23 protein-coding genes are annotated in these 22,365 nt (G+C 44.1%); 11 read left to right on the top strand and 12 right to left on the bottom strand.

What is annotated here, in order from left to right; genetic code table 11:
* The first annotated feature begins 2 nt into the window (after positions 1 to 2).
* The 5 genes from E8L90_RS15380 to E8L90_RS15355 all read left to right on the top strand — a co-directional run bounded on the left by E8L90_RS15380 (position 3) and on the right by E8L90_RS15355 (position 7,757).
* On the top strand, positions 3 to 770 hold the full coding sequence (locus E8L90_RS15380; protein ID WP_137030147.1) for an ABC transporter ATP-binding protein: 768 nt from the start codon (positions 3 to 5) through the stop codon (positions 768 to 770).
* On the top strand, positions 767 to 3,349 hold the full coding sequence (locus tag E8L90_RS15375) for an FtsX-like permease family protein (RefSeq protein ID WP_137030146.1): 2,583 nt from the start codon (positions 767 to 769) through the stop codon (positions 3,347 to 3,349). Before E8L90_RS15380 ends, E8L90_RS15375 begins: the two co-directional genes overlap by 4 nt.
* Positions 3,350 to 3,512: 163 nt before the next feature.
* On the top strand, positions 3,513 to 3,926 hold the full coding sequence (locus E8L90_RS15370; RefSeq protein WP_137030145.1) for a VOC family protein: 414 nt from the start codon (positions 3,513 to 3,515) through the stop codon (positions 3,924 to 3,926).
* Between the two features lie 257 nt (positions 3,927 to 4,183).
* The gene (locus E8L90_RS15360) at positions 4,184 to 5,914 is read left to right on the top strand and encodes an ABC transporter ATP-binding protein (protein ID WP_137030144.1); all 1,731 of its coding nucleotides are present in this window, start codon (positions 4,184 to 4,186) and stop codon (positions 5,912 to 5,914) included.
* A gap of 1 nt (position 5,915) precedes the next feature.
* Positions 5,916 to 7,757 (top strand): ABC transporter ATP-binding protein, encoded by a 1,842-nt coding sequence (locus E8L90_RS15355; RefSeq protein ID WP_137030143.1) that lies wholly within the window; start codon positions 5,916 to 5,918, stop codon positions 7,755 to 7,757.
* 57 nt (positions 7,758 to 7,814) lie between these two features.
* On the opposite strand, the gene E8L90_RS15350 is transcribed toward E8L90_RS15355, so the two are convergent.
* The 3 genes from E8L90_RS15350 to E8L90_RS15340 all read right to left on the bottom strand — a co-directional run bounded on the left by E8L90_RS15350 (position 7,815) and on the right by E8L90_RS15340 (position 9,657).
* Positions 7,815 to 8,552, bottom strand: coding sequence for a class I SAM-dependent methyltransferase (locus E8L90_RS15350; RefSeq protein WP_137030142.1), 738 nt, complete (start codon positions 8,550 to 8,552; stop codon positions 7,815 to 7,817).
* Positions 8,549 to 9,307 carry an MBL fold metallo-hydrolase gene (locus E8L90_RS15345; protein ID WP_137030141.1) on the bottom strand — a complete coding sequence of 253 codons (759 nt, stop codon included), beginning with the start codon at positions 9,305 to 9,307 and terminating at the stop codon, positions 8,549 to 8,551. The genes E8L90_RS15350 and E8L90_RS15345 overlap by 4 nt, the downstream gene beginning before the upstream one ends.
* A gap of 83 nt (positions 9,308 to 9,390) precedes the next feature.
* The gene (locus tag E8L90_RS15340; protein WP_137030140.1) at positions 9,391 to 9,657 is read right to left on the bottom strand and encodes a CD3324 family protein; all 267 of its coding nucleotides are present in this window, start codon (positions 9,655 to 9,657) and stop codon (positions 9,391 to 9,393) included.
* A gap of 285 nt (positions 9,658 to 9,942) precedes the next feature.
* Here E8L90_RS15340 and E8L90_RS15335 point away from each other — a divergent pair, with 285 nt between their 5' ends.
* The gene (locus tag E8L90_RS15335; protein ID WP_137030139.1) at positions 9,943 to 10,158 is read left to right on the top strand and encodes a hypothetical protein; all 216 of its coding nucleotides are present in this window, start codon (positions 9,943 to 9,945) and stop codon (positions 10,156 to 10,158) included.
* Positions 10,159 to 10,244: 86 nt separating this feature from the next.
* Positions 10,245 to 11,075, top strand: a complete 831-nt coding sequence (locus E8L90_RS15330; protein WP_137030138.1) for a prohibitin family protein — start codon at positions 10,245 to 10,247, stop codon at positions 11,073 to 11,075.
* Between the two features lie 547 nt (positions 11,076 to 11,622).
* On the opposite strand, the gene E8L90_RS15325 is transcribed toward E8L90_RS15330, so the two are convergent.
* The 3 genes from E8L90_RS15325 to E8L90_RS15315 all read right to left on the bottom strand — a co-directional run bounded on the left by E8L90_RS15325 (position 11,623) and on the right by E8L90_RS15315 (position 12,792).
* On the bottom strand, positions 11,623 to 11,973 hold the full coding sequence (locus tag E8L90_RS15325; protein WP_137030137.1) for a DUF1878 family protein: 351 nt from the start codon (positions 11,971 to 11,973) through the stop codon (positions 11,623 to 11,625).
* Positions 11,974 to 12,226: 253 nt separating this feature from the next.
* A complete protein-coding gene (locus E8L90_RS15320; protein ID WP_137030136.1) occupies positions 12,227 to 12,412 on the bottom strand; it encodes a hypothetical protein in 186 nt (61 codons plus the stop codon).
* A gap of 206 nt (positions 12,413 to 12,618) precedes the next feature.
* Complete coding sequence (locus tag E8L90_RS15315; RefSeq protein ID WP_244297245.1) at positions 12,619 to 12,792, bottom strand: aspartyl-phosphate phosphatase Spo0E family protein; 174 nt, start codon at positions 12,790 to 12,792, stop codon at positions 12,619 to 12,621.
* 231 nt (positions 12,793 to 13,023) lie between these two features.
* Between E8L90_RS15315 and E8L90_RS15310 the strand changes: the two genes are divergently transcribed.
* The gene (locus tag E8L90_RS15310) at positions 13,024 to 14,307 is read left to right on the top strand and encodes a helix-turn-helix domain-containing protein (protein WP_137030135.1); all 1,284 of its coding nucleotides are present in this window, start codon (positions 13,024 to 13,026) and stop codon (positions 14,305 to 14,307) included.
* A 535-nt stretch (positions 14,308 to 14,842) separates the two neighbouring features.
* Here E8L90_RS15310 and ahpF read toward each other — a convergent pair.
* Entirely contained in the window at positions 14,843 to 16,372 is a 1,530-nt protein-coding gene (gene ahpF / locus E8L90_RS15305) for an alkyl hydroperoxide reductase subunit F (RefSeq protein ID WP_137030134.1), read from the bottom strand.
* 13 nt (positions 16,373 to 16,385) lie between these two features.
* A complete protein-coding gene (gene ahpC / locus E8L90_RS15300) occupies positions 16,386 to 16,949 on the bottom strand; it encodes an alkyl hydroperoxide reductase subunit C (RefSeq protein WP_007727513.1) in 564 nt (187 codons plus the stop codon).
* 301 nt (positions 16,950 to 17,250) lie between these two features.
* Here ahpC and E8L90_RS15295 point away from each other — a divergent pair, with 301 nt between their 5' ends.
* Together E8L90_RS15295 and E8L90_RS15290 are read left to right on the top strand one after the other, a co-directional pair.
* Positions 17,251 to 17,742: a PH domain-containing protein gene (locus E8L90_RS15295; RefSeq protein WP_137030133.1), complete on the top strand. Its 492-nt coding sequence runs from the start codon at positions 17,251 to 17,253 to the stop codon at positions 17,740 to 17,742.
* Between the two features lie 2 nt (positions 17,743 to 17,744).
* Positions 17,745 to 19,259 carry a PH domain-containing protein gene (locus tag E8L90_RS15290; protein ID WP_244297243.1) on the top strand — a complete coding sequence of 505 codons (1,515 nt, stop codon included), beginning with the start codon at positions 17,745 to 17,747 and terminating at the stop codon, positions 19,257 to 19,259.
* 40 nt (positions 19,260 to 19,299) lie between these two features.
* Here E8L90_RS15290 and E8L90_RS15285 read toward each other — a convergent pair whose 3' ends face one another.
* Positions 19,300 to 19,692: a VOC family protein gene (locus E8L90_RS15285; RefSeq protein WP_137033465.1), complete on the bottom strand. Its 393-nt coding sequence runs from the start codon at positions 19,690 to 19,692 to the stop codon at positions 19,300 to 19,302.
* Between the two features lie 155 nt (positions 19,693 to 19,847).
* On the opposite strand from E8L90_RS15285, the gene E8L90_RS15280 reads away from it, so the two are divergent.
* Positions 19,848 to 20,558, top strand: coding sequence for a DUF421 domain-containing protein (locus tag E8L90_RS15280; RefSeq protein WP_137030131.1), 711 nt, complete (start codon positions 19,848 to 19,850; stop codon positions 20,556 to 20,558).
* 34 nt (positions 20,559 to 20,592) lie between these two features.
* Here E8L90_RS15280 and E8L90_RS30825 read toward each other — a convergent pair whose 3' ends face one another.
* From E8L90_RS30825 to E8L90_RS15270, 3 genes are read right to left on the bottom strand one after another with little or no spacing between them, the layout of a single operon-like run.
* A complete protein-coding gene (locus E8L90_RS30825) occupies positions 20,593 to 20,976 on the bottom strand; it encodes a hypothetical protein (RefSeq protein ID WP_244297241.1) in 384 nt (127 codons plus the stop codon).
* A gap of 3 nt (positions 20,977 to 20,979) precedes the next feature.
* Complete coding sequence (locus E8L90_RS30820) at positions 20,980 to 21,453, bottom strand: S-layer homology domain-containing protein (RefSeq protein WP_244297239.1); 474 nt, start codon at positions 21,451 to 21,453, stop codon at positions 20,980 to 20,982.
* A 35-nt stretch (positions 21,454 to 21,488) separates the two neighbouring features.
* The gene (locus E8L90_RS15270) at positions 21,489 to 22,319 is read right to left on the bottom strand and encodes an MBL fold metallo-hydrolase (RefSeq protein ID WP_137030130.1); all 831 of its coding nucleotides are present in this window, start codon (positions 22,317 to 22,319) and stop codon (positions 21,489 to 21,491) included.
* Positions 22,320 to 22,365: the final 46 nt, after the last annotated feature.

Here is a 22,365-nt window from a genome sequence, read left to right as displayed (position 1 = left end):
TCATGAGTGCTCTAATTCAAGTACGAGGTATCTCGAAGCAGTATGGGGAGGGAGAGAATGTATTTTCTGCCCTTAAGGATTTGAATTGCTCCATCCGTAAAGGAGAATTCGTTATTGTAATGGGACGAAGTGGTTCTGGTAAATCAACATTTTTGCATATTCTTGGTGGTTTAGAACCAGTTTCGTCTGGGGAGATTTGGATCGAAGGTAAAGAAATGAAGAAAATTGATGAAGAGCCACATGTAACCGAATATCGCAGGAAAACGATCGGTTTTATTTTTCAATTTTTCAATCTCATTTCATCGCTAACAGCTCTAGAGAACGTAGCAGTGCCACTCATAATAGCAGGTGAAAAGGAGAAGCGGGCCACGCAAAGATCAGAAGATATGTTACGTTGTGTCGGCTTGTATGATAAACGCGATAAGTTACCGAGTGAATTGTCTGGGGGGCAACAACAACGTGTAGCAATTGCGAGGGCACTGGTTCATGGGGCCCCGATAGTGTTGGCAGACGAGCCTACAGGAAATCTTGATTCAAAAACTTCAACAGAGGTCATGGAATTATTAGACGACTTGCGGGTTCGGCTCAGTCAAACCATTGTGTTAGTAACACACGATCCAGTAGTTGCTACTTATGGAGACAGAGTTTTATTTTTTCAAGACGGACAAATCGTATATGAGATGCAAAACGACCAAAATGGTGATAGGCGCAAGCGAGCGTTTAAAATTATGGATAAGCTCCATGATCTTACAGAGGGGACATTATTATGAATAATGGGTTAACTCGCTTGTCTTTTCGAATGATTTGGGCAAAGAAAAAAAGATTGCTTTTATCTTCTTTAGGAGCAACGTTTGGCATTGCTTTGCTTGTTAGTTTAATTGCTCTCTATGGAAACCTAACTTATACGTTGGAGATGCAAAAATACGAGAAGTTCGGTCCGACAGATTTAATGGTTGGGTATCGAGGCTACAAATCGGACAAAGTTGTGACTGACGAGCATATAATGAAACTGAATAATATTACAGGGATTGAGAAAACGGGTCAAGCGCTCATTAATTTTCCTCTCGACTTCCCGGATAATCGTGTCGAGTTAAAGAAAATGATGCTAAGTGCTATTGACGATTCCAAATTAACGTTAGAACATTTTCGTCTCAATAGTCGATTAGCAAAAGAGGAAGTGGCACTCTCTTCTGCTTTAGCATCGCGGTTCAAAGTGCAAGTAAATGATGTGATCACTTTGCCAATGCCACAACGTGGTGAAGTAGAATTACGAGTCTCAAATATTATTGATTTTCCCGTAGGGGAATCTGGAGCACCTGAGTTTGCTTATATTTCAGCAGATAAGTTTTCGGAGCTCTACGGAATGAAGTTCACGCCAAATCTAGTTTTAGTCGATATTAAGCAAGATTATGATAAAAATAAAGTGATCAGTGCAATAAAAAATTTAGTTGATAGCGATTTAGAAATTGATAAAGTCGAACCATTAGAAGAAGAGAAGAAAAATATTGAGAGTTTAAAGGTATTGAGCTATGCCATTGGAATGATGGCGATATTGGCTGGTGCCATGTTTGTGCTTAGTAATTTTTTGTTGTCGATCCGTGAACGATATCAAGAATTGGCAACATTGCGAGCAGTTGGAGCTAGTAAATTTCAAATATATGGCATTGTTTTGCGGGAAGCGAGTATTATTGCTTGTTCTGCTACAATTTTTGGCTATTTGGTCGGGACTATCGCCGCTAGTGTATTGAGCTCTGGCGTGAATAAATGGATGGGGATAGATAGTCGAGGTTTCTTCGTCCCTTGGTTTGAGTGTGCGCTAGCCGCTTTTGCTGGCTGTCTCTTTATATTTTTAATAGCCCTATTTCCAGCTAGACGGGCTGCTAAGGTACATCCGATCGCACTCGTTCGGGATAGTAAGAAACAACAGACAGAAATATCAAAGCGGATGAAGGCTGTTATTTTGCTTTGTATATGTCTAAGTATTGTCTTGTTACTTGTAGGTTTTACATTCACAGCTCCAGATTCAGATGGAGTAAATATTTTATGTAAATTTGCAGGTGGACTACTCGCCACTACCTCGATATTCCTCAGTATTTCGTTTTGGGTGAAAGCCATTTTAAATATGGTGTCACGGTTGGTTCAGAGAGCTGGGGGTAGCGTATCTATTTTGGCAATAAAAAATTTAATAGCTGAGCGAAAGCAAAGTGGATTAACTATTTTTGTTCTTGCATTAGCACCTACTTTGTTTCTATCAATTAGCGGATTTATGAGCTCGTATCAAGTAAATTTGGAAGCCCAGTTAAAAGAACAGTTTTTAACAGAATTTAGAATGAAGAATATTTTAGAAACTTCAAGTGATTTACATTACAATTTTGCGCATGAAATTGAAAAAATACCGGGTGTTTCTTTTGTTATCCCTGTATCGTATGTGGAAAGGGCGAAAATAAAAGACTTTGATTATTCTCAGACGAATCAAAAATGGCTACAGTCAAAACAACAGTCTACTGAAAGCGAAATGAGAATCGAATATAAGTTAGTCGATTTAAAGAAGATGATGAACCAGGGATGGCTACCAAAAGTCTCAGGTGATTTGACCAATCAAATATTTGTGACGAAAGAGTATGCAAATAACTTAGGTATTAAGTCTGGAGATACACTAACTGTGGAACGAGAAGGGCGTAATGCGCAGTTAATGGTAGCAGGTATTGTAGATAGACTCCCTATGATTCCGGCTGAATTTTCGGATGTTATCTTGGTTGATTGGGGTCAGAATGTGGTAAACAAACCTTATTCTAGTCAAGGAGATTTAGTGGTTGAATCTATCTTAATTCAGCCTGAGGTAGGAAGAAAAGAAGCGGTAGCAGAGCATATGAAACAGTTGCTCTCCCAGAATCAAGATTTGCGATTTGTTCATTTTGATGAGGCTGTGGAAGAAATACGTAAGCAAGTCTGGCAGCGGATGGCTATTTTGACTGTAGCTACCGGCATTATATGGTTAGTAGGTTTGTTGGGTGGAATGACGACACTAAGTGCTAATTTTCTCGCAAAACGTAGGGAATATGCCATCTTGCGGGCGATTGCCATCACCCCTCGCCAATTGACAAAGATCGTTCTAATACAAGGGTGTACTCTTGGTATAATGTCGTTTATGTTGGGAAGTTTTTTAGGATATTTTCTCGGTTTCATTTTCGTGAAATCATTTCAACTTGATTTTATAATTAGTTGGGATGTGATGACCGGGTTGTTATTTGGAAGTTTTATGCTCTTTTTGCTTGCTTTGATCCAACCATGGCGTTTTTCCGTTAAATTAGGAAAAGAAAAGATTACAAAGGCGCTTTTTCTTGAGTAATGTCATGGAACATGTACCCTAAAGAATGACTCCTACATTCAGTAGGTGTCATTTTTAATGAACTTACCTTCCTGGCAAAATAGCAATCCATAAGAAGCCTCGCGCAATCGGGAATGCTAGGATATAGACATCAAGGAAAAACAAACCCGAGGAGGAATCACACATGGCTTTGCAATCCAAACAGATTTTCGTCAATTTACCAGTGAAAGACCTCAACAAGTCGATCGACTTTTTTACGGCAATCGGCTATGAATTTAACCCGCAATTTACGGATCAAAATGCAGCATGCCTGGTGATCAGCGAAAACATTTTTGCCATGTTGCTTGTCGAAGAGTTTTTCCAAACGTTTACGAAAAAAGAGCTGACGGATGCAACCAGAAGTACCGAGGTCATTGTCGCCTTGTCTGCGGACAGCAGAGAGCAAGTCGATGAGATCGTAAGCAAAGCATTAGCCGCGGGCGCAACACCATCGAAAGATCCGATTGACCACGGCTTCATGTACAGCTGGAGCTTTCAAGATTTGGACGGACATCTGTGGGAGTTCTTGTATATGGATCAAGCGACTTCGCAGGAATAACCGTTTGCGAAAAAGAAATGAGGGCAAAAAGCATGGGATCGAAGAGGGATTCCGGCTTTTTGCCCTTTTTGTCAATACTGGCACATCCCAAGTGGATTCCCGTCTGGGTCAAAGAACGTCAGCAACTTCGTAGGCTCAAAAATGTCATCGGCTGATGGTTCTCTACGCGGACGAGACGGATCACATTAGACAATCACTCGTGACATTTCGCTAGCTAAGCGTTATCTTGTACGTAGAAACAAAGATGGGGTGAACGGATGCGCTTCTACACAACATACATAAAAAAATACGGCGTAGTCGCCGGGATTTCCATGTTTTTCTTAGCGTTGGAGGCGGTGTGTGATCTTTTGCAGCCGACGATCCTGTCGCACATCATTGATATAGGTGTAGCAAACCGGGATATGGACTACGTGCTTAAGACAGGAGGGCTGATGCTGCTCGTAACGGCGTTGGGGGCAGTCGCGGCATCGATCCGCAATGTGCTAGCCACATACGTCTCGCAAAACTTTGGTGCGCAGCTGCGTGCAGATTTGTTTTCAAAAGTACAAAGCTTATCCTTTGAAAACTTGAACAAGTTCGACAGAGCCTCGCTCGTGACACGTCTGACCAATGATGTCAATCAAGTACAGATGTTTGTAAACGGCATGATGCGAATATTCGTCAAAGCGCCGTTGATGTGCATCGGCGGGTTGTTTATGGCAACCCAATTGAACGTGGATTTGGCTGTGATTCTCGCCATTGTCGTGCCCATTGTGGGGCTGTTTATTTTCTTGAACATGAAAATCGGTTTTCCGTTCTTTCTGAAGGTACAGCAAGCACTTGACAGGGTGAACGGTGCGATGCGCGAGTATTTATCTGGCGTACGAGTTGTTAAGGCGTTCAATCGCTTTGATTTTGAGCGTGGCAAGTTTATACGGGCAAACGAAGAGCTGCAATCTAAATCGGTATCGGCTACGCGGGTGATGTCCGTCTTCAGTCCCGCGATCATGCTGACGATGAACCTCGGAATTGTCGCGGTCCTCTGGCTTGGGGGGCTTGGCGTAGAACAAGGAAGCATCGAGGTCGGTCATATCATCACGTTTACGAACTACATGACCCAAATTTTGTTTTCACTCATGATGATTTCCTTAGTATTTAACATGTTTGTCCGGGCCAAAGCATCGGCGGGACGCATCGGGGAAGTATTTGCTGAGAAAAACCAAATGAGCTGGAAAGAGGAACAACCTCACGAGCTCCCAGGCAAAAAGGGACGCATCGACTTCGAGCAGGTTAGCTTCTCATATGATGGAGAGGGCGGCCAGCTAGTGCTCAAGCAGATTTCGTTTACTTGTCTGCCTGGGGAGACCGTCGGGATTATCGGGTCGACAGGCTCTGGAAAAAGCAGTCTGGTTGGCTTGATCCCACGGTTCTACGATGTAACGGAAGGCACGATTCGGGTAGATGACATGGATGTACGAGACATCGAACCCAAGCGATTACGTGAAAAAATGGCGATTGTACCGCAAAAAACAATGCTGTTTACAGGCACGGTGATGGAAAACATTCGTTGGGGAAAGGCAGAGGCGACCTACGAGGAGGTCGAGCAAGCGGCACGTATGGCGCAGGCTCACGAATTCATCTCCGCCACTCCAGAAGGCTATGAGACACGCGTAGGGCAGGGAGGAGTCAACTTCTCTGGAGGACAGAAGCAGCGTATTTCCATAGCCAGAGCCTTGGTGAAAAAGCCGGAAATCCTCATTCTCGATGACAGTACAAGTGCGGTAGATGTGGCGACAGAAGGGAAGATGAAGGAGGCGCTTCGAGCCTATGCGGCTGGCCTCACCTGCATCTTGATCGCACAACGGATTACGTCCGTCATGGATGCGGATAAAATCATCGTACTCGACAATGGAGAAGTTGCTGGTATTGGTACGCATGACGAGTTGATGACCTCTTGCCAGGTCTATCAGGAAATCTTTCAGTCACAAATCGGCCGGGAGGTGAAGTAAGGTGAGTCAACAGAAGCAACAGCCTGTCTTTTCACCGAGACCTGGACGAGGCTTTGGACATGGTGCTGCTAGAGGTCCAGTGAGTAAGCCCAAGAATTTCTCGGCTACGCTAAAAAGGCTCTGGCAAGCTTTTGGCAAAGAAAAAAAGCTGCTGCCGATTGTATTTGCCATTGTTTTAGTCGATGCACTCCTCATGCTGTCTGCGCCTTATTTGATCGGAAAGTCAATTGATGCGATGACAGGTGGCGAGGAAGCTCTTAGCTTTTTGTCTATCATCATTCTTGCCTTGCTCGGCTCCTACATCTTCGATGGGGCACTGACGTTTTTGCAAAGCTGGTTGATGGCGGGTATCTCGCAACGGATCGTCACGAATCTGAGGCAAGCCCTTTTTGACAAGCTACAAAAGCTGCCGATTGCTTATTTCGATTCGCGTACGCATGGGGAGCTGATGAGCAGGCTCACGAATGATATCGACAATGTTAGCAACTCGATCTCTCAATCTACAACGCAGTTGATGTCAGGAGGGATCGTGCTCCTCGGTTCGCTGGTGATGATGCTCGTCTTGTCTCCAATCCTGACACTCGCATGCCTGATCACGGTGCCGCTTGTATTCCTGCTCACACGCACGATTGCCAAACGCACGAGTGTCCTGTTCAAAAATCAGCAGATGGAGCTGGGTAAGCTAAATGGGCACATTGAAGAGAAGATTTCAGGCATTCAGGTGGTGCAGGCCTTCAATTATGAGCAAAAGGCCATTGAGGATTTTACGACGATCAATGACCGGCTCTGCAAGGTCGGGATGAAGGCACAGGTATGGACGGGCTTTCTCATGCCGATCATGAACGTGATTAACAACCTCGGCTTTGCCATGGTAGCGATTGTCGGAGGCGTACTCGCTGTAAAAGGATTGATCACAGTCGGTGTGATTGCGAGCTTTCTCAGCTATTCCCGACAGTTTGTCCGTCCGCTGAATGACCTCGCAAACATTTTCAATGTGCTTCAATCCGGTGTTGCTGGCGCGGAGCGGGTGTTTGAGGTATTGGATGAACGAGAGGAGCCATTGGATTCTCCGGGTGCCACTGTGCTTGCACAGCCCAAGGGTCACGTCGTTTTTGATCAGGTCAGCTTTGGCTATCGTCCAGATCAACCGATTTTGAAAAATATTAGCTTCGAGGCACAGGCAGGGAGCACGATCGCGCTAGTCGGTCCGACGGGTGCAGGCAAAACCACCATTGTGAATTTGCTCACGCGGTTTTACGATGTGACCTCGGGTACGATTTATTTGGATGGAAAAGACATTCGGGAGTATTCGCGGGACAGCTTGCGGCGCAGCTTTGGCTTTGTTTTGCAGGATACGTATTTGTTTTCGGGTACCATTAAAGAAAATATTATGTATGGCAAGCCGGACGCGACAGATACGGAGGTAGTAGCCGCTGCGAAAATGGCGAATGCGGACGTGTTCATCAATCGGCTACCGATGCGTTATGATACGATGCTGACTGAAAATGGGGATAACCTGAGTCAGGGACAACGCCAGCTTTTGGCGATTGCCCGCGTTATACTCGCCAAGCCGTCGCTGCTCATACTCGACGAGGCGACAAGTAGCATTGACACACGGACTGAGTTAAACATCCAGGATGCGCTCCTCACCATTATGGAGGGGCGCACGAGTTTTGTGATTGCACACAGGCTTAACACGATTCGGGATGCCGACACGATTATGGTCGTAGATCGGGGAGAAATCGTGGAAAAGGGCAGTCATGACGAACTTATCGAGCAAAAAGGTACCTATTATCAATTGTTTTACAACCAGTTTAAAAATCTGGAGGTTGCTGGGGAATAACAGAGCACCCCGTCCAAACACGGAAATGACGTGGAGGACGGGGTGCTTTTTTAACGGTTAGGATGCTTGTTTGCTGGCGGCGATCAACAAGAAGAGCGGCCGACGGAGTTCGTCTCGCATCCCGGGTATATCCAGCATTTCTTCAGGAGGACCAGGTTCAGCGACTTTTGTTAGGTGAAATCCGGCAGCAAGGAGATCGTTCATATAGCTCGAAAACGTTCGGTGATACTTAACGACTTCATGATCCAGAAAGGTGGTATGCCGGATGCCTTCCTGCTGATAGTTGTCTACTGGCCAATGCAAGCGCTCACCCCCGGGTCCGTAATGCCAGTTCTGTTCAGCCAGAGCGGTGAAGACGGGATGCTCCACGGAGAAAACGAAGGCACCTCCAGGAGCAAGACAGTGATAAACACGTTGGCAAAGCAAATCAAAGCGCTTCACATAATGGATGGCTAAGGAGCTAATAACGACTTCGAATTCCTCTGGAGCAAAATCAATGTCTTCAATCGGAAGGCGCAGATACTCGATGGCGGGATCAGTTGTAGTCTCTCGAGCACGAGCCAACATTTTTTCGGAAAGGTCCACCCCTACAACGGAGCGTGCCTGCTGCTCACGCGCATATCGGCAGTGCCAGCCGAAGCCACAGCCAAGATCGAGGACCTTTTTCTCGCGAAGGGAAGGCAGTAGCTCCCGAAACGCGTGCCATTCTCCCGCGGCGTTCAGTCCCTCAACCGAACGAGCCAGTCGACTGTATGTGGTGAAAAAACCTGGCTCATCGTATTTGTTCTGTTTCATCCGTTCAAAACCTCCCGGGTCGGGTCGTAAGCTTGGATCAGTTCCCGCAGCGCTTGCTTGACGTCCCCCTGAAACGCTCCACCGTGATAGCAAATGACCTGCTCGATGTCATAATCGAGCAAGTGGCGGACAGAGCGAATCGCTTCCTGCATATCCAGCGTATAGGCCGGATTGGCGATTTCGAGTCTACCGTTTTCGATCACAACAGCATCTCCGGCAATCAGCGTTTTGCTTGCGATCAAATACAACGAAATATGTCCCGGCATATGTCCAGGTGTGTGAAGGATCTCGATGCCGCCGCACCAAGGCAGGCGTTCGTGATTCGTTACGGTTCGATCAACCGCAGTGGGCTCGATGGACTGCAAAAAGCGGATAAATTCCTCAGCGTGCTGCTTTTCACCCGACGACAGATGGTCCAGAGTTGCTTGCGCTTGCTCCAATCGCAAAGATGACTTTTGTCCGGCGATGTAAGGTGCTTCGGATTCGTAGGCGATGATTTCGATTTGCGGATAGGCTCGTTTTAACGCTGCCAAAGAACCGATATGATCCATATCGTGGTGCGTGACAATGACCTTCGTAAGATCGTCGAGCGTTAGCTGTTGCTTGTGTACAGCCTCCTGAAGCAGTGGCAAAAAATCCGGATAACCACAATCTACAAGGATCAGTTCATGCTCATCCTGTAGCAGCATCGGGGTAATGACCTGTGCAGATCCATTGTACATAAACGAAATGGCGAGAAAGTGAATCTGGTTCATACGTTGTCCCTCCTGACTGACTGATCTTAAAAAGGAGTGTAACGCAAGAGTAGAGCAGACACACGGTCGACCTTTTCTCTGTCTCATTTATGTCCACGAATAATGCGCCGAATACTGTGTTCGGTTAAGTAGTGTTTCTGGGCGAGCATTTTGACAGACGCTCCTTTGCGATATGCCTGCCAAATCGCTTGATTGCGCTCGCTTAGCCATTGCTTTGTGTCTGTGGAGGCGCCCCATTGTCGTTTGTTTTCGTGGTGGATCGGGATGTACAAGTAACTTCCTTGTACATAATGCTGAACTTGCCGCAGCAAATCGTCTGGCAAGAGGTCTTGTGCATTTTTGTATTTCATGTGCTTTGCTCCTGTCTATATAGCGTGATGTGCGTATATAGATGAGCAAAGAGATCCTCAACTCAATAGGGGGAAGGCTCTGAACCAAGAGAAAGGGGAACTCTTTGCTCAGAGCCGTAATCAGCTCTTCGTACATAAGGGTGTAGCATATGAATCATCTCCCTTCTTGTCTCTATAGTAGTGAGAAAGAGGAGCTCCTTCAATAAACATCTTTTCCTTGATTGCGAAAGAAAGGGTAAGATGAGAGGGAGGCGTAGATTGTTTTTTGGATGGAGATGAGAAAAAATGAGTCTTGGCGGCTTTCAAAGCGGCTTTTCCTCCCGCAAGGTACCACGTTCGGAAGTGCGGTGGGGACAGTTTTTAATATGCAATCATAGGTGTGAGGAAGTCATCCAATTGATTTCGCATGTATCTGGTGAAGTTGAATTTGAGCTATGCAAAATCGAGGCAGAGCGAATGGCGCATGTTCTTTTAGAAGCTTCGAAAGCAGAGCGCTCATGACATGTATTTTTCATAAATTTCTTGAAACTTACCGCCCACTCTCTCGTATAAATGAATGAGCATGTATAGATAGTGGGAGGTCGAATATGAGCGACAAAAATGTTGTAAAAATGAGTCCCTTTCAAGCCGGAGGAAAGCTGATCGCAACGATTGTGATACTGGTCGTGTTGGTCTTCCTTAGCACACAATCCTTTACGATTATTTCCGCAGGGCATAGTGGAGTTGTGCTGCAGCTGGGAGCGGTACAGCCAAAAGTGCTGCAAGAGGGCATGCATTTTAAAATTCCGTTCATCCAAACCGTGGTGCCGATGGAAGTGCGAGTACAAAAATCAGAAATGAGCCAAACTTCTGCTTCACGTGACTTGCAAACCGTATCCACGACGATTGCCGTTAACCATCATTTGGATGCAGAAAATGTCAATAAGCTGTATCAGCAAGTGGGATTGGAGTACAATAGCCGAATTGTTGATCCTGCCATTGCCGAATCATTTAAAGCGGTGACGGCTCAATACACAGCAGAAGAACTGATATCCAAACGTTCCGAGGTCAGCCAAAAGGTAAAAGAAGTCCTGCATAAAAAGCTGGCAAACTATAACATCATCCTCGATGAAATCAATATTCGCGAGTTTACTTTCAGTGATGAATTCAACCGCGCCATTGAATCCAAGCAGGTAGCTGAGCAGCAAGCGCTCAAATCGAAGCTGGACTTGGAGCGGATCAAGATCGAGAAAGAGCAAGAAATCACGAGAGCAGAAGCACAGGCACAAGCACTGCGTCTGCAAAAGCAAGAGGTTACGCCAGAGCTGATTCAGCTCAGACAGATTGAGGCGCAACTCGAAGCCATCCGCAAATGGGATGGAAAGCTGCCAAACGTAACAGGTGGAGCTAATCCGTTTATCAACGTTGGTACCCCATAACCGAATAAATGAACAAGGGGCTGTCGCAAAAGGGTAAACACGAACGCCTGAATCCAAAAAGGAATGAAAAAACATCCCGTTTCACAATCATAGTGGAGCGGGATGCTTTTATTTGGTAAGTTTTACTATTACAGTACGGATTCGAAAATTAGTAAATGGCTTTTGGTACACCCACTTCTTTCCAAAATCATTATGTTTCCAACTCGAATTCCATTATCCCAGTCGTGAGCAGACTTATCAGTTGAACATTTCCATTTTGCAGACGAGTCGTTATCAGGTCTGTAGAAGTAACGTGTTTCATGTTCTGTTATTTTCCCTTTCGATGACAATGGCAATACAAGTTCAGCAGAATCGAGGAATCCAATACTAATAGCGTCTGTTAAATCGAATGCTGGGCTATCCGTCCATTCATATTTCTCATAAAAGTAAAATTTCTTTTTATCGGGGTCATCACTTTAACCTCGAAGCTTTTGAATTAAGTTCAAGCCATCCCCCATCAGATACGAAAAGGCACCCAACTGGGAGCCTTTTAAAGTCGGCTTCTGCTTTAGAAATATTTCTTGAGATAAGGAAAAATAGGCATCTTAGAAGCTCTCTTTACAATTTGCATTAACTTTTCATCACTTGCTACTCTTCCATCAGTTGGGAATAATAAGCGTAGATCAACTAATAATTCATCTAAAATCGGTTCATTCTGCGCCGATTCCTTCGCCTTTATAAGACTATGATGATGATTCCTTAAAGCATTTAAAATCTGCTGTGCTGTTTTTTCTGTGAGACCTTCTGCCATGATCCAATCCCACAAAACAAATGTTTCTGGATCAACTGCAAATTCCCTCAACAAGTGTACATAAAATTCTAGTCGTTCTACCTTTTGTTCAAGGGTTTCATTGGCCACTTACACCCATGCGATACCTCTTGCTACAGAAAGCGGAACCCCAGCGTCATACAATGCACCAGAAATCGCATCTCTAACGTTATTTTCAAAAACATCTCCCCATTCGAGTAGCTCTTTTAAATTCTTCTGAATGTAAGAGATACCGTTATCGAGATACCTAGCAGCGTCATCTCCCCGGGAGCTTCCTTAGAGCATCTTTGACCGCTATAATCTTCCGTCTATCATCTAGAGCTTCAATCAATTTTCTAATAGCCTATTTTGTAACCTTTGTTTTCCACTCAGGCTGTACTTTCTCCTGCTGGATATTTTCCTTAGTAGAGATGGAAATAGCTTTTGTTTGACTTAAACTACTTTGAGCTGCAAAAGCTGAAGTAGGTACAATTAATGACACTGCCAATACAGCCATAGATACAATTGGGACAATGGTTTTTTTAAACATCTTATTTTTCCTCCTTATAAGTTAACCCCCCAAAACAAAATTATACTAATATTTATAATTATCCCATTGATTCTCTTTTTATTGTGAGAATGCCAAAGTAGGTAAAGATACACTAGATAGCAGACTTAAAGATAACTGTCGCCATAGCTGCCTTTTTCACCACAATAACCCCTAAATTGTTAATCAGATTAATTACTGGTGGTGCTCTATTTGCCTGACACTTCATCTCTCATTCTACGTTGATGCTCCACTACGTAATCATCAAGCTCTTGACTCACCTTTACCACAGCACAGTCAGTTAGACTTCCCTTCTGTTTGAAAATTTCGTTCAGTTGGAATTGAAGGGTATCAATCTTCTGTAATAAGTCTTCGTTCCTCATTTCATACCTTCTCACTATTTAACTCACCCCCATTGCATCACCTCGCTTCTTCCAGAGAATACCAGTTGTTGCATAATAGTGAGTATTTTTCCATTTATGCAACGTTCGACACAAAAAATTATAAAAATCAAGAATTGTCGAAACAGATCGAATGCTTGCGTTTGATAGTTCTAACTCCTATTGATATAATGCTTTTCGTATATGTAATAAAATGGAAAAGTGGTGAATTGAGTGAAAAATGTGGAAGACCATATTGGCGAAATAATATTGCGGTACAGAACCCAAAATAAACTCACTCTTTCTGAACTAGAAGAAAAATCAGGTGTCAGTAAAAGCTCTATATCAAGAATTGAAAATGGTGAAACAAAGCGACCAGAACTAATAACCTTGTTACGCATCTTTGAAGCATTGGATGTACAATATGAGGAGATAATCGAACTTTACATCTCTAATGAGACACGGAACAGTAGCTTACACGATTTGTTGCTCGAAGCTATTCAACTCCCAAACGAAGACCTAACTATAAAAATAGTTTCCCGTATACTCGAAAATCCAAAAGAGAAAACTGAGGACTCAGTAGAGATCCTGTACAATACTGCCCTCACTGTTGAAGACACAGAAATTAAGCTAGTGCTCTTTAACCAACTTGCTCAATATTGTCGGACTCGCGGGATTCAACCATACATGTCTAAAGCTTTATTTCATAGATACCGTATCGAAAGAAATAACCCACACCGCCTCGAAGAAACCTTTCGTCACGGGGAAGAAGTATTGTATTACATAGAGTTTTTGAGTCATGAAGAGAGAATTAACCTTTGCTACTTAATGGCATTTGATGCACATGACTTGAAAAAATATGAGCAGTGTATTGAACTTGGAAAAATGGGACATGCCGAGGATTCTACAAGCAATGAAATAAAGGAACGAATCGCCTTGGCTATTTGCAATTCCTATATGCGAATGGGCAAATTTGAAGACATGGAATCCCATATAGAAATGTACGAAAAGTTAGGCTACCGTTTTATCATGGAACGCTCCAAGTATCTGCGTGCAATTATCTTGTCAAAGACTGGTCATTATCAGGAAGCAATACCATTGCTCAGGGAGTGTGTAGGGGAAGCGACAAAGAACAATCTAATCCATAGAGTCAACGACCTAATAGAAGCATTACTTAACGTTAATGACGTAAACTCCATCGAACAAGTTATCAACACAGAGGAACAAAACTTCTCTTTTGATTTTAATAATGCTTACAACTTTTCTGGAATAGGGAATTATTACAAAAACAAAGGAGCCTTCCTTGTTAGTCGCGGTCATTTCAATGAGGGCATGGATGCTTATCTACAAAGTATTGTGTATTACGGAAAAATCAATCGTATCGAAGAAATAATGTCTTGCGCTGTTGAGATAAACATGCATCATTGTGAATTAAAAAAAGATATGGATTTGGAACTTCTGAAAAAATTGAATGAAGTATATAATGTTATTAAATTCGGGATAAGAAATGAGGGGTAACATATGAGGAAGTTTTTAACTGTCCTTTCAAGAGTTTCACTGATAATAGTTTGCTCTCTAGTTGTTGTTTCCACTGGTGCAAATAGCATGTCGTTACCTAAAAAACCTTCTATTATTATGTATAGCGATAACCCACAAGGATAACTGTAACAAGATACGATAAACACAATAAAGCTCATAACAATCAGCAGACCTCATGAGTCTGTTTTCTTTTTGTTTACAAAGAAAATAACGATCTGTCTTTTCCCTTTGTTCTGAGGGGAGCTATCCCCCGCCTGATAACTATCTGGATCAGCATTTTCACCAATGAATTGTTAGACTCCACTGTGTAATAGGGAAGGCACATGTCGTGAAAGTACCCATGCTCAGTCTATGTCAGGTGACCTACGTAGTCAGCTCGTTGTAAGCGTAAACGATGATCTCCCGAGCGTTGTCAATGAAAAATAATCGAGGATTCCGTCGTTTCCTGTTTCAATTGAACGAAAAAGGGGTGTCCCGCAGTAGAAAAATCTACTTATGGGACAGCCCCTTGTTCTTAGTTGCGGATGAGATAATCGAAAGCTCCCAAAGCCGCAGTAGCACCAGATCCCATCGAAATGATGATCTGTTTATAAGCACTGTTCGTGCAGTCACCGGCAGCAAAAACACCAGGGACGTTTGTAGAACCATGGCTGTCTACTACGATCTCACCAAAGCGAGTGCGTTCAAGCGTGTCGCCCAACCAATCTGTATTCGGTACCAGACCGATCTGTACAAACACACCTTGCAATTCAATGTGCTTGGTTTCACTTGTCTCACGATCAATATAAGAAATACCGTTTACTTTATCCGTACCCGTAATTTCTTTGGTTTGAACGTTTTTGAGTACAGTGACATTCGGCAGACTGTAGAGACGATCTTGCAATACTGCGTCAGCCTTCAGCTCTGGCGAGAATTCCAGAACGGTTACATGCTTCACAATACCTGCGAGATCAATCGCTGCTTCCACACCTGAATTACCGCCGCCAACAACTGCAACATCTTTGCCTATGAACAAAGGACCATCGCAGTGAGGGCAATAAGCTACACCCTTGTTCTTGAACTCTGCTTCACCTGGTACACCCAGATTCCGCCAACGAGCACCTGTCGACAAGATGACTGTCTTACTCTTCAGAACAGCGCCGTTTTCGAGTTCAATTTCGATCAGATCCTTCTTCTCTAAGCGCTTGGCACGTTGCAGCTTCATGACATCAATGCCATACTCTTTCACTTGCTTTTCCAAGTTGGCTGCGAGTTGAGGACCTTCAATGTATTTCACACTGATGAAGTTCTCAATGCCCAATGTGTCATTGACTTGACCGCCAAGGCGTTCAGCGACAAGACCAGTACGAATCCCTTTGCGTGCTGCATAGATCGCCGCACTAGCACCTGCTGGGCCACCGCCGACAACAAGCACATCATAAGGGTCTTTATTGTCATACTCAGATGCGTCTGGAGCAGAACCCAGCTTGGCAAGAATTTCTTCCACGGTCATACGGCCGCTTTCGAAAAATTCACCATTGAGGAAAACGCTTGGCACAGCCATCACGTTTTTGCTCTCTACCTCGTCCTTGAATACGGCACCGTCAATCATTGTATGGGTAATACCAGGATTGAAGATACTCATCAAGTTCAAAGCTTGGACAACATCTGGACAATTGTGGCAGCTCAAGCTGATGTAAGATTCGAACTTATATTCACCACGAAGGTCTTTGATTTGATCAATGACACTTTGCTCGACCTTTGGAGCTCTTCCGCTAACTTGCAAGAGAGCCAATACCAGGGATGTAAATTCGTGACCCAGTGGAGTACCAGCAAAAACGACGCCAGTATCTTCACCGACACGGTTTACGCTAAAGCTAGGTGTGCGAGTGAGTTCTGCTTTCTCCACACTGATCTTCAAAGACATGCTGGCTAGCTCATCAATCAGTGCAAGCATCTCAGAAGATGCTTCATCCGTGCCTGCACTGACCTTGAGTACAATATCGCCTTCCAAGAGCTCGAGATACTGTTCTAGTTGCGCTTTAATTTCTTGGTCAAGGGCCATTATCTATCACACCTTAAATTTTGCCTACGAGATCAAGGCTTGGTTTCAGTGTTTTGCCACCTTCTTGCCATTTTGCTGGGCAAACTTCACCTGGATTGTTGCGAACATATTGTGCTGCTTTGATTTTGTTGATCAGAGCACTTGCATCACGGCCAATGCCACCTGCAGTAATCTCAACAGCTTGAACGACACCGTCTGGGTCGATGATGAATGTACCGCGATCTGCCAGACCTTCAGCTTCGATCAATACATCGAAGTTGCGGGAGATCACATGGGAAGGATCGCCGATCATGATGTATTCTACTTTACCGATTGCTTCAGAGCTGGAATGCCATGCTTTATGAGTGAAGTGAGTATCTGTAGAAACGGAGTATACTTCAACACCGAGTTCTTTCAAAGTTGCATATTGGTTTTGCAGATCTTCAAGTTCAGTAGGGCAAACGAAAGTAAAGTCTGCTGGGTAGAAGCAAACTACGCTCCATTGACCTTTGAAGTTTGCTTCTGTTACTTCGAGGAATTTACCTTTTTGGAATGCTTGTGCTTTAAAAGGCAATACTTCAGTTCCGATGAGTGACATAGTGTTAGCTCCTTTATATGTTATTTGTATAGTACATATTCAAAGACATGCGTAACGAGGCATGCTTGAATATAATTTACAATGATTATTATTTAATAAATGATTCAGTAAGTCAAGTTTTTTATAATGATTATAATGTGATAATTTTTACAAGCCGTTTTCTCCATCATTTAGTATGAGTCGAACAGCATGAGAGTATTCGCTTGCTGCGCGAAAAATCGTCTGTTGAAACCATGCGGATTGTTTTACGTATGTAATAAAGAGCGAATGGACCGCGTAATTAACATACAGGAGTGATGATATGCCATCTTCAATTAGCTCACCGCAAAAATGCTTGTCCAAGGATGCGTTCAAGGTACAGCTTATTACTGAGGGGATTACCGTAGTAATCGGGCTTGTTATTTTGTCCGTTCTTTATTATTTAGATAATCTTTTTGCCTGGAACGAATGGATCGGATGGAGTCTGGATGGATTGCTCGTGATCGGTGTGTTCGCGACGATTTGGTTTTTTGTCGAGCCGTATTTTTTATATAAAAGCTGGCGGTATGATATCGACGAAGATTTCCTGCAAATGAAATTCGGGGTGATCATAGAGAAACATGTCCTTGTTCCCATGACGAAAATACAAGCAGTCTCAACGAAACAAGGGCCGATTTTACGAAAGTACGGACTGTACACCATCTCGATAAAAACAATGGGCTCCTCGCACGAAATTCCAGGACTGCCGGGGGATGTCGCTTCTCGATTAAGAGAACAGATTGCTCACTACGCCAAATTAAAGGAAGTGGAGTAGTGATGGAAGCAAAACGATACCATCCACTACATATCCTTTTTGATCTCATTATTCAAGTAAAGCATCTGTTTTTTCCTACGTTGATTCTGTTTGTGTTCAATTATGACTCGCCAAACGAATTCGTTACGTATGGGAGAATTGTTTATTTCATCTATGTAACAGGGATGCTGGTCTATCTGGTTTTGAAATGGGCTTCGTACAAGTATAGGCTGGATGATACGTCCTTCCATCTTTACGGGGGAGTTTTTACGAAGAAAAAGCAAACGATTCCCTTTACCAAAATCCAAAACGTCAATCGACATAAGACGGTGCTGCACCGGATTTTAAAAGTGACTTCCATCCGATTTGAGACAGGGATGGTTGGCGATGATTCTACCGTGGAATTCGCGGTGATTTCTTTGAAAGAAGCGGATCGACTGGAGGCTTACACGAAACAGGCAGTGCGATTGGAGAAAGAGACTGAGGTGGAAGGGAAAGCAGGAGACGTGACCTCTTCGGAGGAAATCGGTACGCCGTATACCGCTCCTGAACGAATCATTCACTTTACGCCAACGAAAAAAGAGATTATCAAGGCTTCCTTCACTTCTTTCAGCTTCCTCGGGATGATTACGTTACTGGTATGGGCGTATTTCAAAGTAACCGATTATATCGACGTGGAGGAGCAAGTAGTAGGTATTTATTCACTTATTACGAGCTCGTGGACATTGATTACGCTGACAGTTGTTGGACTTCTCGTGCTGTCCATCGGATTCGGCATGGTCACGACCTATATTCGTTACGGAAAATATGAGATTTCGTCGGATCATGAGCGGATTTATATTGCCAAAGGAGTCATTGAAGAAACAGCTTTTTCGATCGCAAAAGAGAGAGTGCAGGCAATTAAAATCAAGCAATCCTTGTTAAAGCGCATGCTGGGACTCGCCGAAGTCAAGCTGACGGTTGTCGGCGGGAATAGTGATTCGGATAAAGATAAGCAGGATATCAGCTCACTCTATCCATTCTTACCGGTAAAACGTGCGTATGAGATGATTTCAGAAATATTACCTGCGTATGAAGTGACAGAAGAAATGACGAGTCTCCCAATCCAATCGTTATGGGTTCGCTTGGTCAGATCGAGCTGGATTTGGATCGTAGGAACAGGTGCGCTTGCCTACTTCAAGCCGAATATTTGGGGATGGGAGCAAGCATGGTGGATCATATCCATTGCTTTGACACTGTTCGTTCTGGTCTTAGAGGTCATTGAATTTTACAACACGCAATACACCTTGAATGATCACTTTATTCAGTTCCAAACAGGGAGCTTAACCACAACGTTATTTGTCTCCAAACGAGAAAAGATTATTGAGGTCAACGTCAAAAGAGACCTTATTCAAAAGCAGTTAGGTCTGGCTTCGATCAAAACGGTCAATCGCGCCAAACCAGTGAGTCATAAAGGGGTAACGGATGTGCCGATAGAGTTGGCGGAAAGGTTCTATCAGTGGTATATGGGACGTAGAAAAGAGATCAAAGTAAAATAGAAGGAGAGGGGCGTAGAAGGAAAAGGAGAATCTTTTCCCTCTACGTTCTTGTGCTTTCAAATAGCTCCAGCCATTCTCCATTCGGGCCTTCGAAGAACATGTAACGCGAGCCGTTCGGCAAGGTGGTTATTTCCTGATCGATAAAGGATACTTGTAGTTGCTTCAAACGGTCGATTTCAGCCTCGAGGTTGTCCACAGCAAACGCCAGGTGGTGGACCTTACCCTCTACCGGCAGTGAATCGCTGTATCCGTGAATGAGCTCCAGCTCTGTCTCAGTGCTTCCCGGAAATCCAAGAAAAGCAAGCGTAATATCTCCGTTGGAATGAGCCAGCTTACCTTTTAGCTCCATCCCAATCACTTCGGTGTAAAAGGCAACTGAGGAGTCCAAATCTTTTACCATCAAGCCCACATGCTCCAGCTTTTTGATCGCCATATCATTTTCATTCCTTTCCATGGGTATGATTTTTTCTATTGTAGAAGAATTTGTAGGAAATGTCTGTATGCGAAGCTGTCATGATAGGTTTTCCAATGATAAACATGGCTATAATTGGGGTATGGTGCAAAATTTCGTCATCCATGGGGTGGAGCATGGAATCTATTGTGGAAGTAATTGCGAGAGCACTGCTGGCTTTTGCCATCATGATGATCATTACTCGGATCTTGGGCAAGCAGACGATTGCGCAAATGACGTATCACGATTTTGTCGCGGCGATCACCTTGGGGGCGCTGACAGCAAATCTTGCCTTTAACAACATGGCCAAAATATCGCATATGCTTGTGACATTACTCACTTTTGGTGGTATCGCCTATTTGTTGATGATTCTCTCCCTGAAAAACCGGAAGTTGCGAAAATGGTTTTCGGGCCAGCCGACGGTGATCATCCAGGATGGAAGAATTCTCGAAGATAATATGCGTAAGCAAAAGCTATCTTTGGATACGCTGAATCAAGAGCTGCGGGAAAGAAACATTTTTAATATCGAAGAAGTTCAATATGCTGTTCTGGAGTTGAATGGAGAGATATCCGTCCTGAGAAAACCGCAATTTTTACCTGTTACTCGCGGGGACTTGAAACTGAAAACGGGGAAGAGACAGACATTCCCGATTGAATTGATCATGGATGGCCAAATTATCCAGGGCAATTTACGCCAACATAGCCTGACCATCGAGTGGCTTCTCTCACAGGTGGGCAAGAAAGGCTTGAGCGTAGCGGAAGTGAATTACGCCGTGATTAGCTCCAATGGACAAATTTATTTCGATCCGTATGATGACCGTATCAGCAATCCGATCGACAAAGAATAAGGTGTCGCAAAAAAACCTCCGGGATGGAGGTTTTTTACTTGCTCGAGTATTGGCGGAGTGTCCCTGTTTGTTTCAAATGGTTATAAAATCTGTGCAAAATAGTGACAGCTTCGGCGCGAGTCAGCATTTCTCCACCCTCGAACTTGCCGTTCCAGGCAGTCATGATCCCTGTTTTTTGCAAAAGGGCGAGATTGGTTCCGAGGATTCCGCTGTAGTCATCCGTAAACAAGATTTCATCGCCATCTTGGCCAAAGAGAAGCGGATACAGGATGTTCGTTTGGTCTCGCCCATCTTCGTTGTACCGACCATCCCTCTGGAAAAGGTCTCCAGGCGAGTTTGGGTCAAGCGAATACGGACTCAAGATGATGGGGATATCCCGCATGCCAGAAAGGATTTGTAAAACTTCTTTGGCAGGCATATCTTACCTGTCTAACATAAAGACGGGTAGGACGTTAGCTGTACCGATTCGATTGAGTTTGGCGTCCGGGTAAAATTTGTAGCCAGCAGGTGTATAGCTTACGGCATTCCACCAATCTCGTGTAACAATTGAATTGATTTCCTTGTAGGCCCAATGATTTTTCGGTACATCAGAAAAAAGTTCGATGTGGTAATTGCTATAGTCCGTCTTCTGATTCGGTTTGTACGGTCGGTATTGATCAAACAGGCTATAGACCATGACGGTCATTTCCGCTTTGTCTACCAATCTTTCGGGTTGGAAGCGACCGTCAGGATAACCGCTAGCAACCCCCTTATCTACCATACAGGAGATCGAATTCATGGCCCAGCCGTATTTCTTCGGATCGACATCATGAAATTTCGGTGCAGCATGTGTAACGGCAGGATAAATACTAAATAAACCCAGAATGAGTGCAAGGAATACAGTGATGACTTTCATATAGGCTCCTCTTTTTTAAAATGAAATTGTAAGGATTATCCTTCTCGTATATTATCCGGCTTTGGTAAAGGAAGATGTTCTGCAAGAACAGATGTGACGATATAGAGCGAGTCAAACTCGCCAGAAGAAGCCGCGATGATCAGCGGTTTAGAAGGAAACAGTTGCTTATTTATTTCGCGGGAAGACAGCCCTTGGCTATGCAAATGAAGGATTTCCCCAGACAGATTCTCCAAATGCTCCAGCTTTTGCTGCAAGCGTGTTTTCCCGTCTGGATGATAGCCGGAATGGGCACAAAAGATTGATTGGAAGTCACAAGTCAGCACGGTTCGAAGGGAATTCATCAAGGTGGGGATTGATTCTTCTCGTAAAATAACCTTCGTTTTCACACCCATAAAAAGATCGCCACAGAACAAGCGACCGTTCATTTCGTCCAGCAAAACTATATGATCATGGGCATGACCGGGGGTACCAATCACTTTCCATTCGAGGGAACGAGAGTGATGGACGTCACCCAAAGGTTGGGCCACAAACGGATCGCGAATCCCCCAAGTCAACTGTCGATAGAATGGGTACAGTGCTTTTTGGGAGCAAATGTTCACGCCTTTTTCGTGAATGAAAAAAGGGACCTGCTTGTGCTGGGCAATCCACGAGGCGGTTCCGACGTGGTCTTCATGGCTGTGCGTCAATACGACGGAATCAAACGAGGCTTCCTGAAACCTGTGAATGAGAGCTTGCTCGAGTACTTTCGGGCCCGTATCAACCAGCATGCCATCGGTCATATAAACATAGATTGCCGATTCCCAATCCCCTACGCGAACAATCCCTTCCAGACATGCCACGTCTTCATGCTGATGAATGTGAATCATACCGCACACCTCCCCTAGTAATGGCTTCATTATACTGTTGAATGAT

Origin of the sequence: Brevibacillus antibioticus (genome assembly GCF_005217615.1) — a bacterium.
Classification (GTDB): Bacteria; Bacillota; Bacilli; order Brevibacillales; family Brevibacillaceae; genus Brevibacillus; species Brevibacillus antibioticus.
Note: the sequence above shows the minus strand (reverse complement) of the source record. Positions and strands in the feature narration are given on the sequence as shown.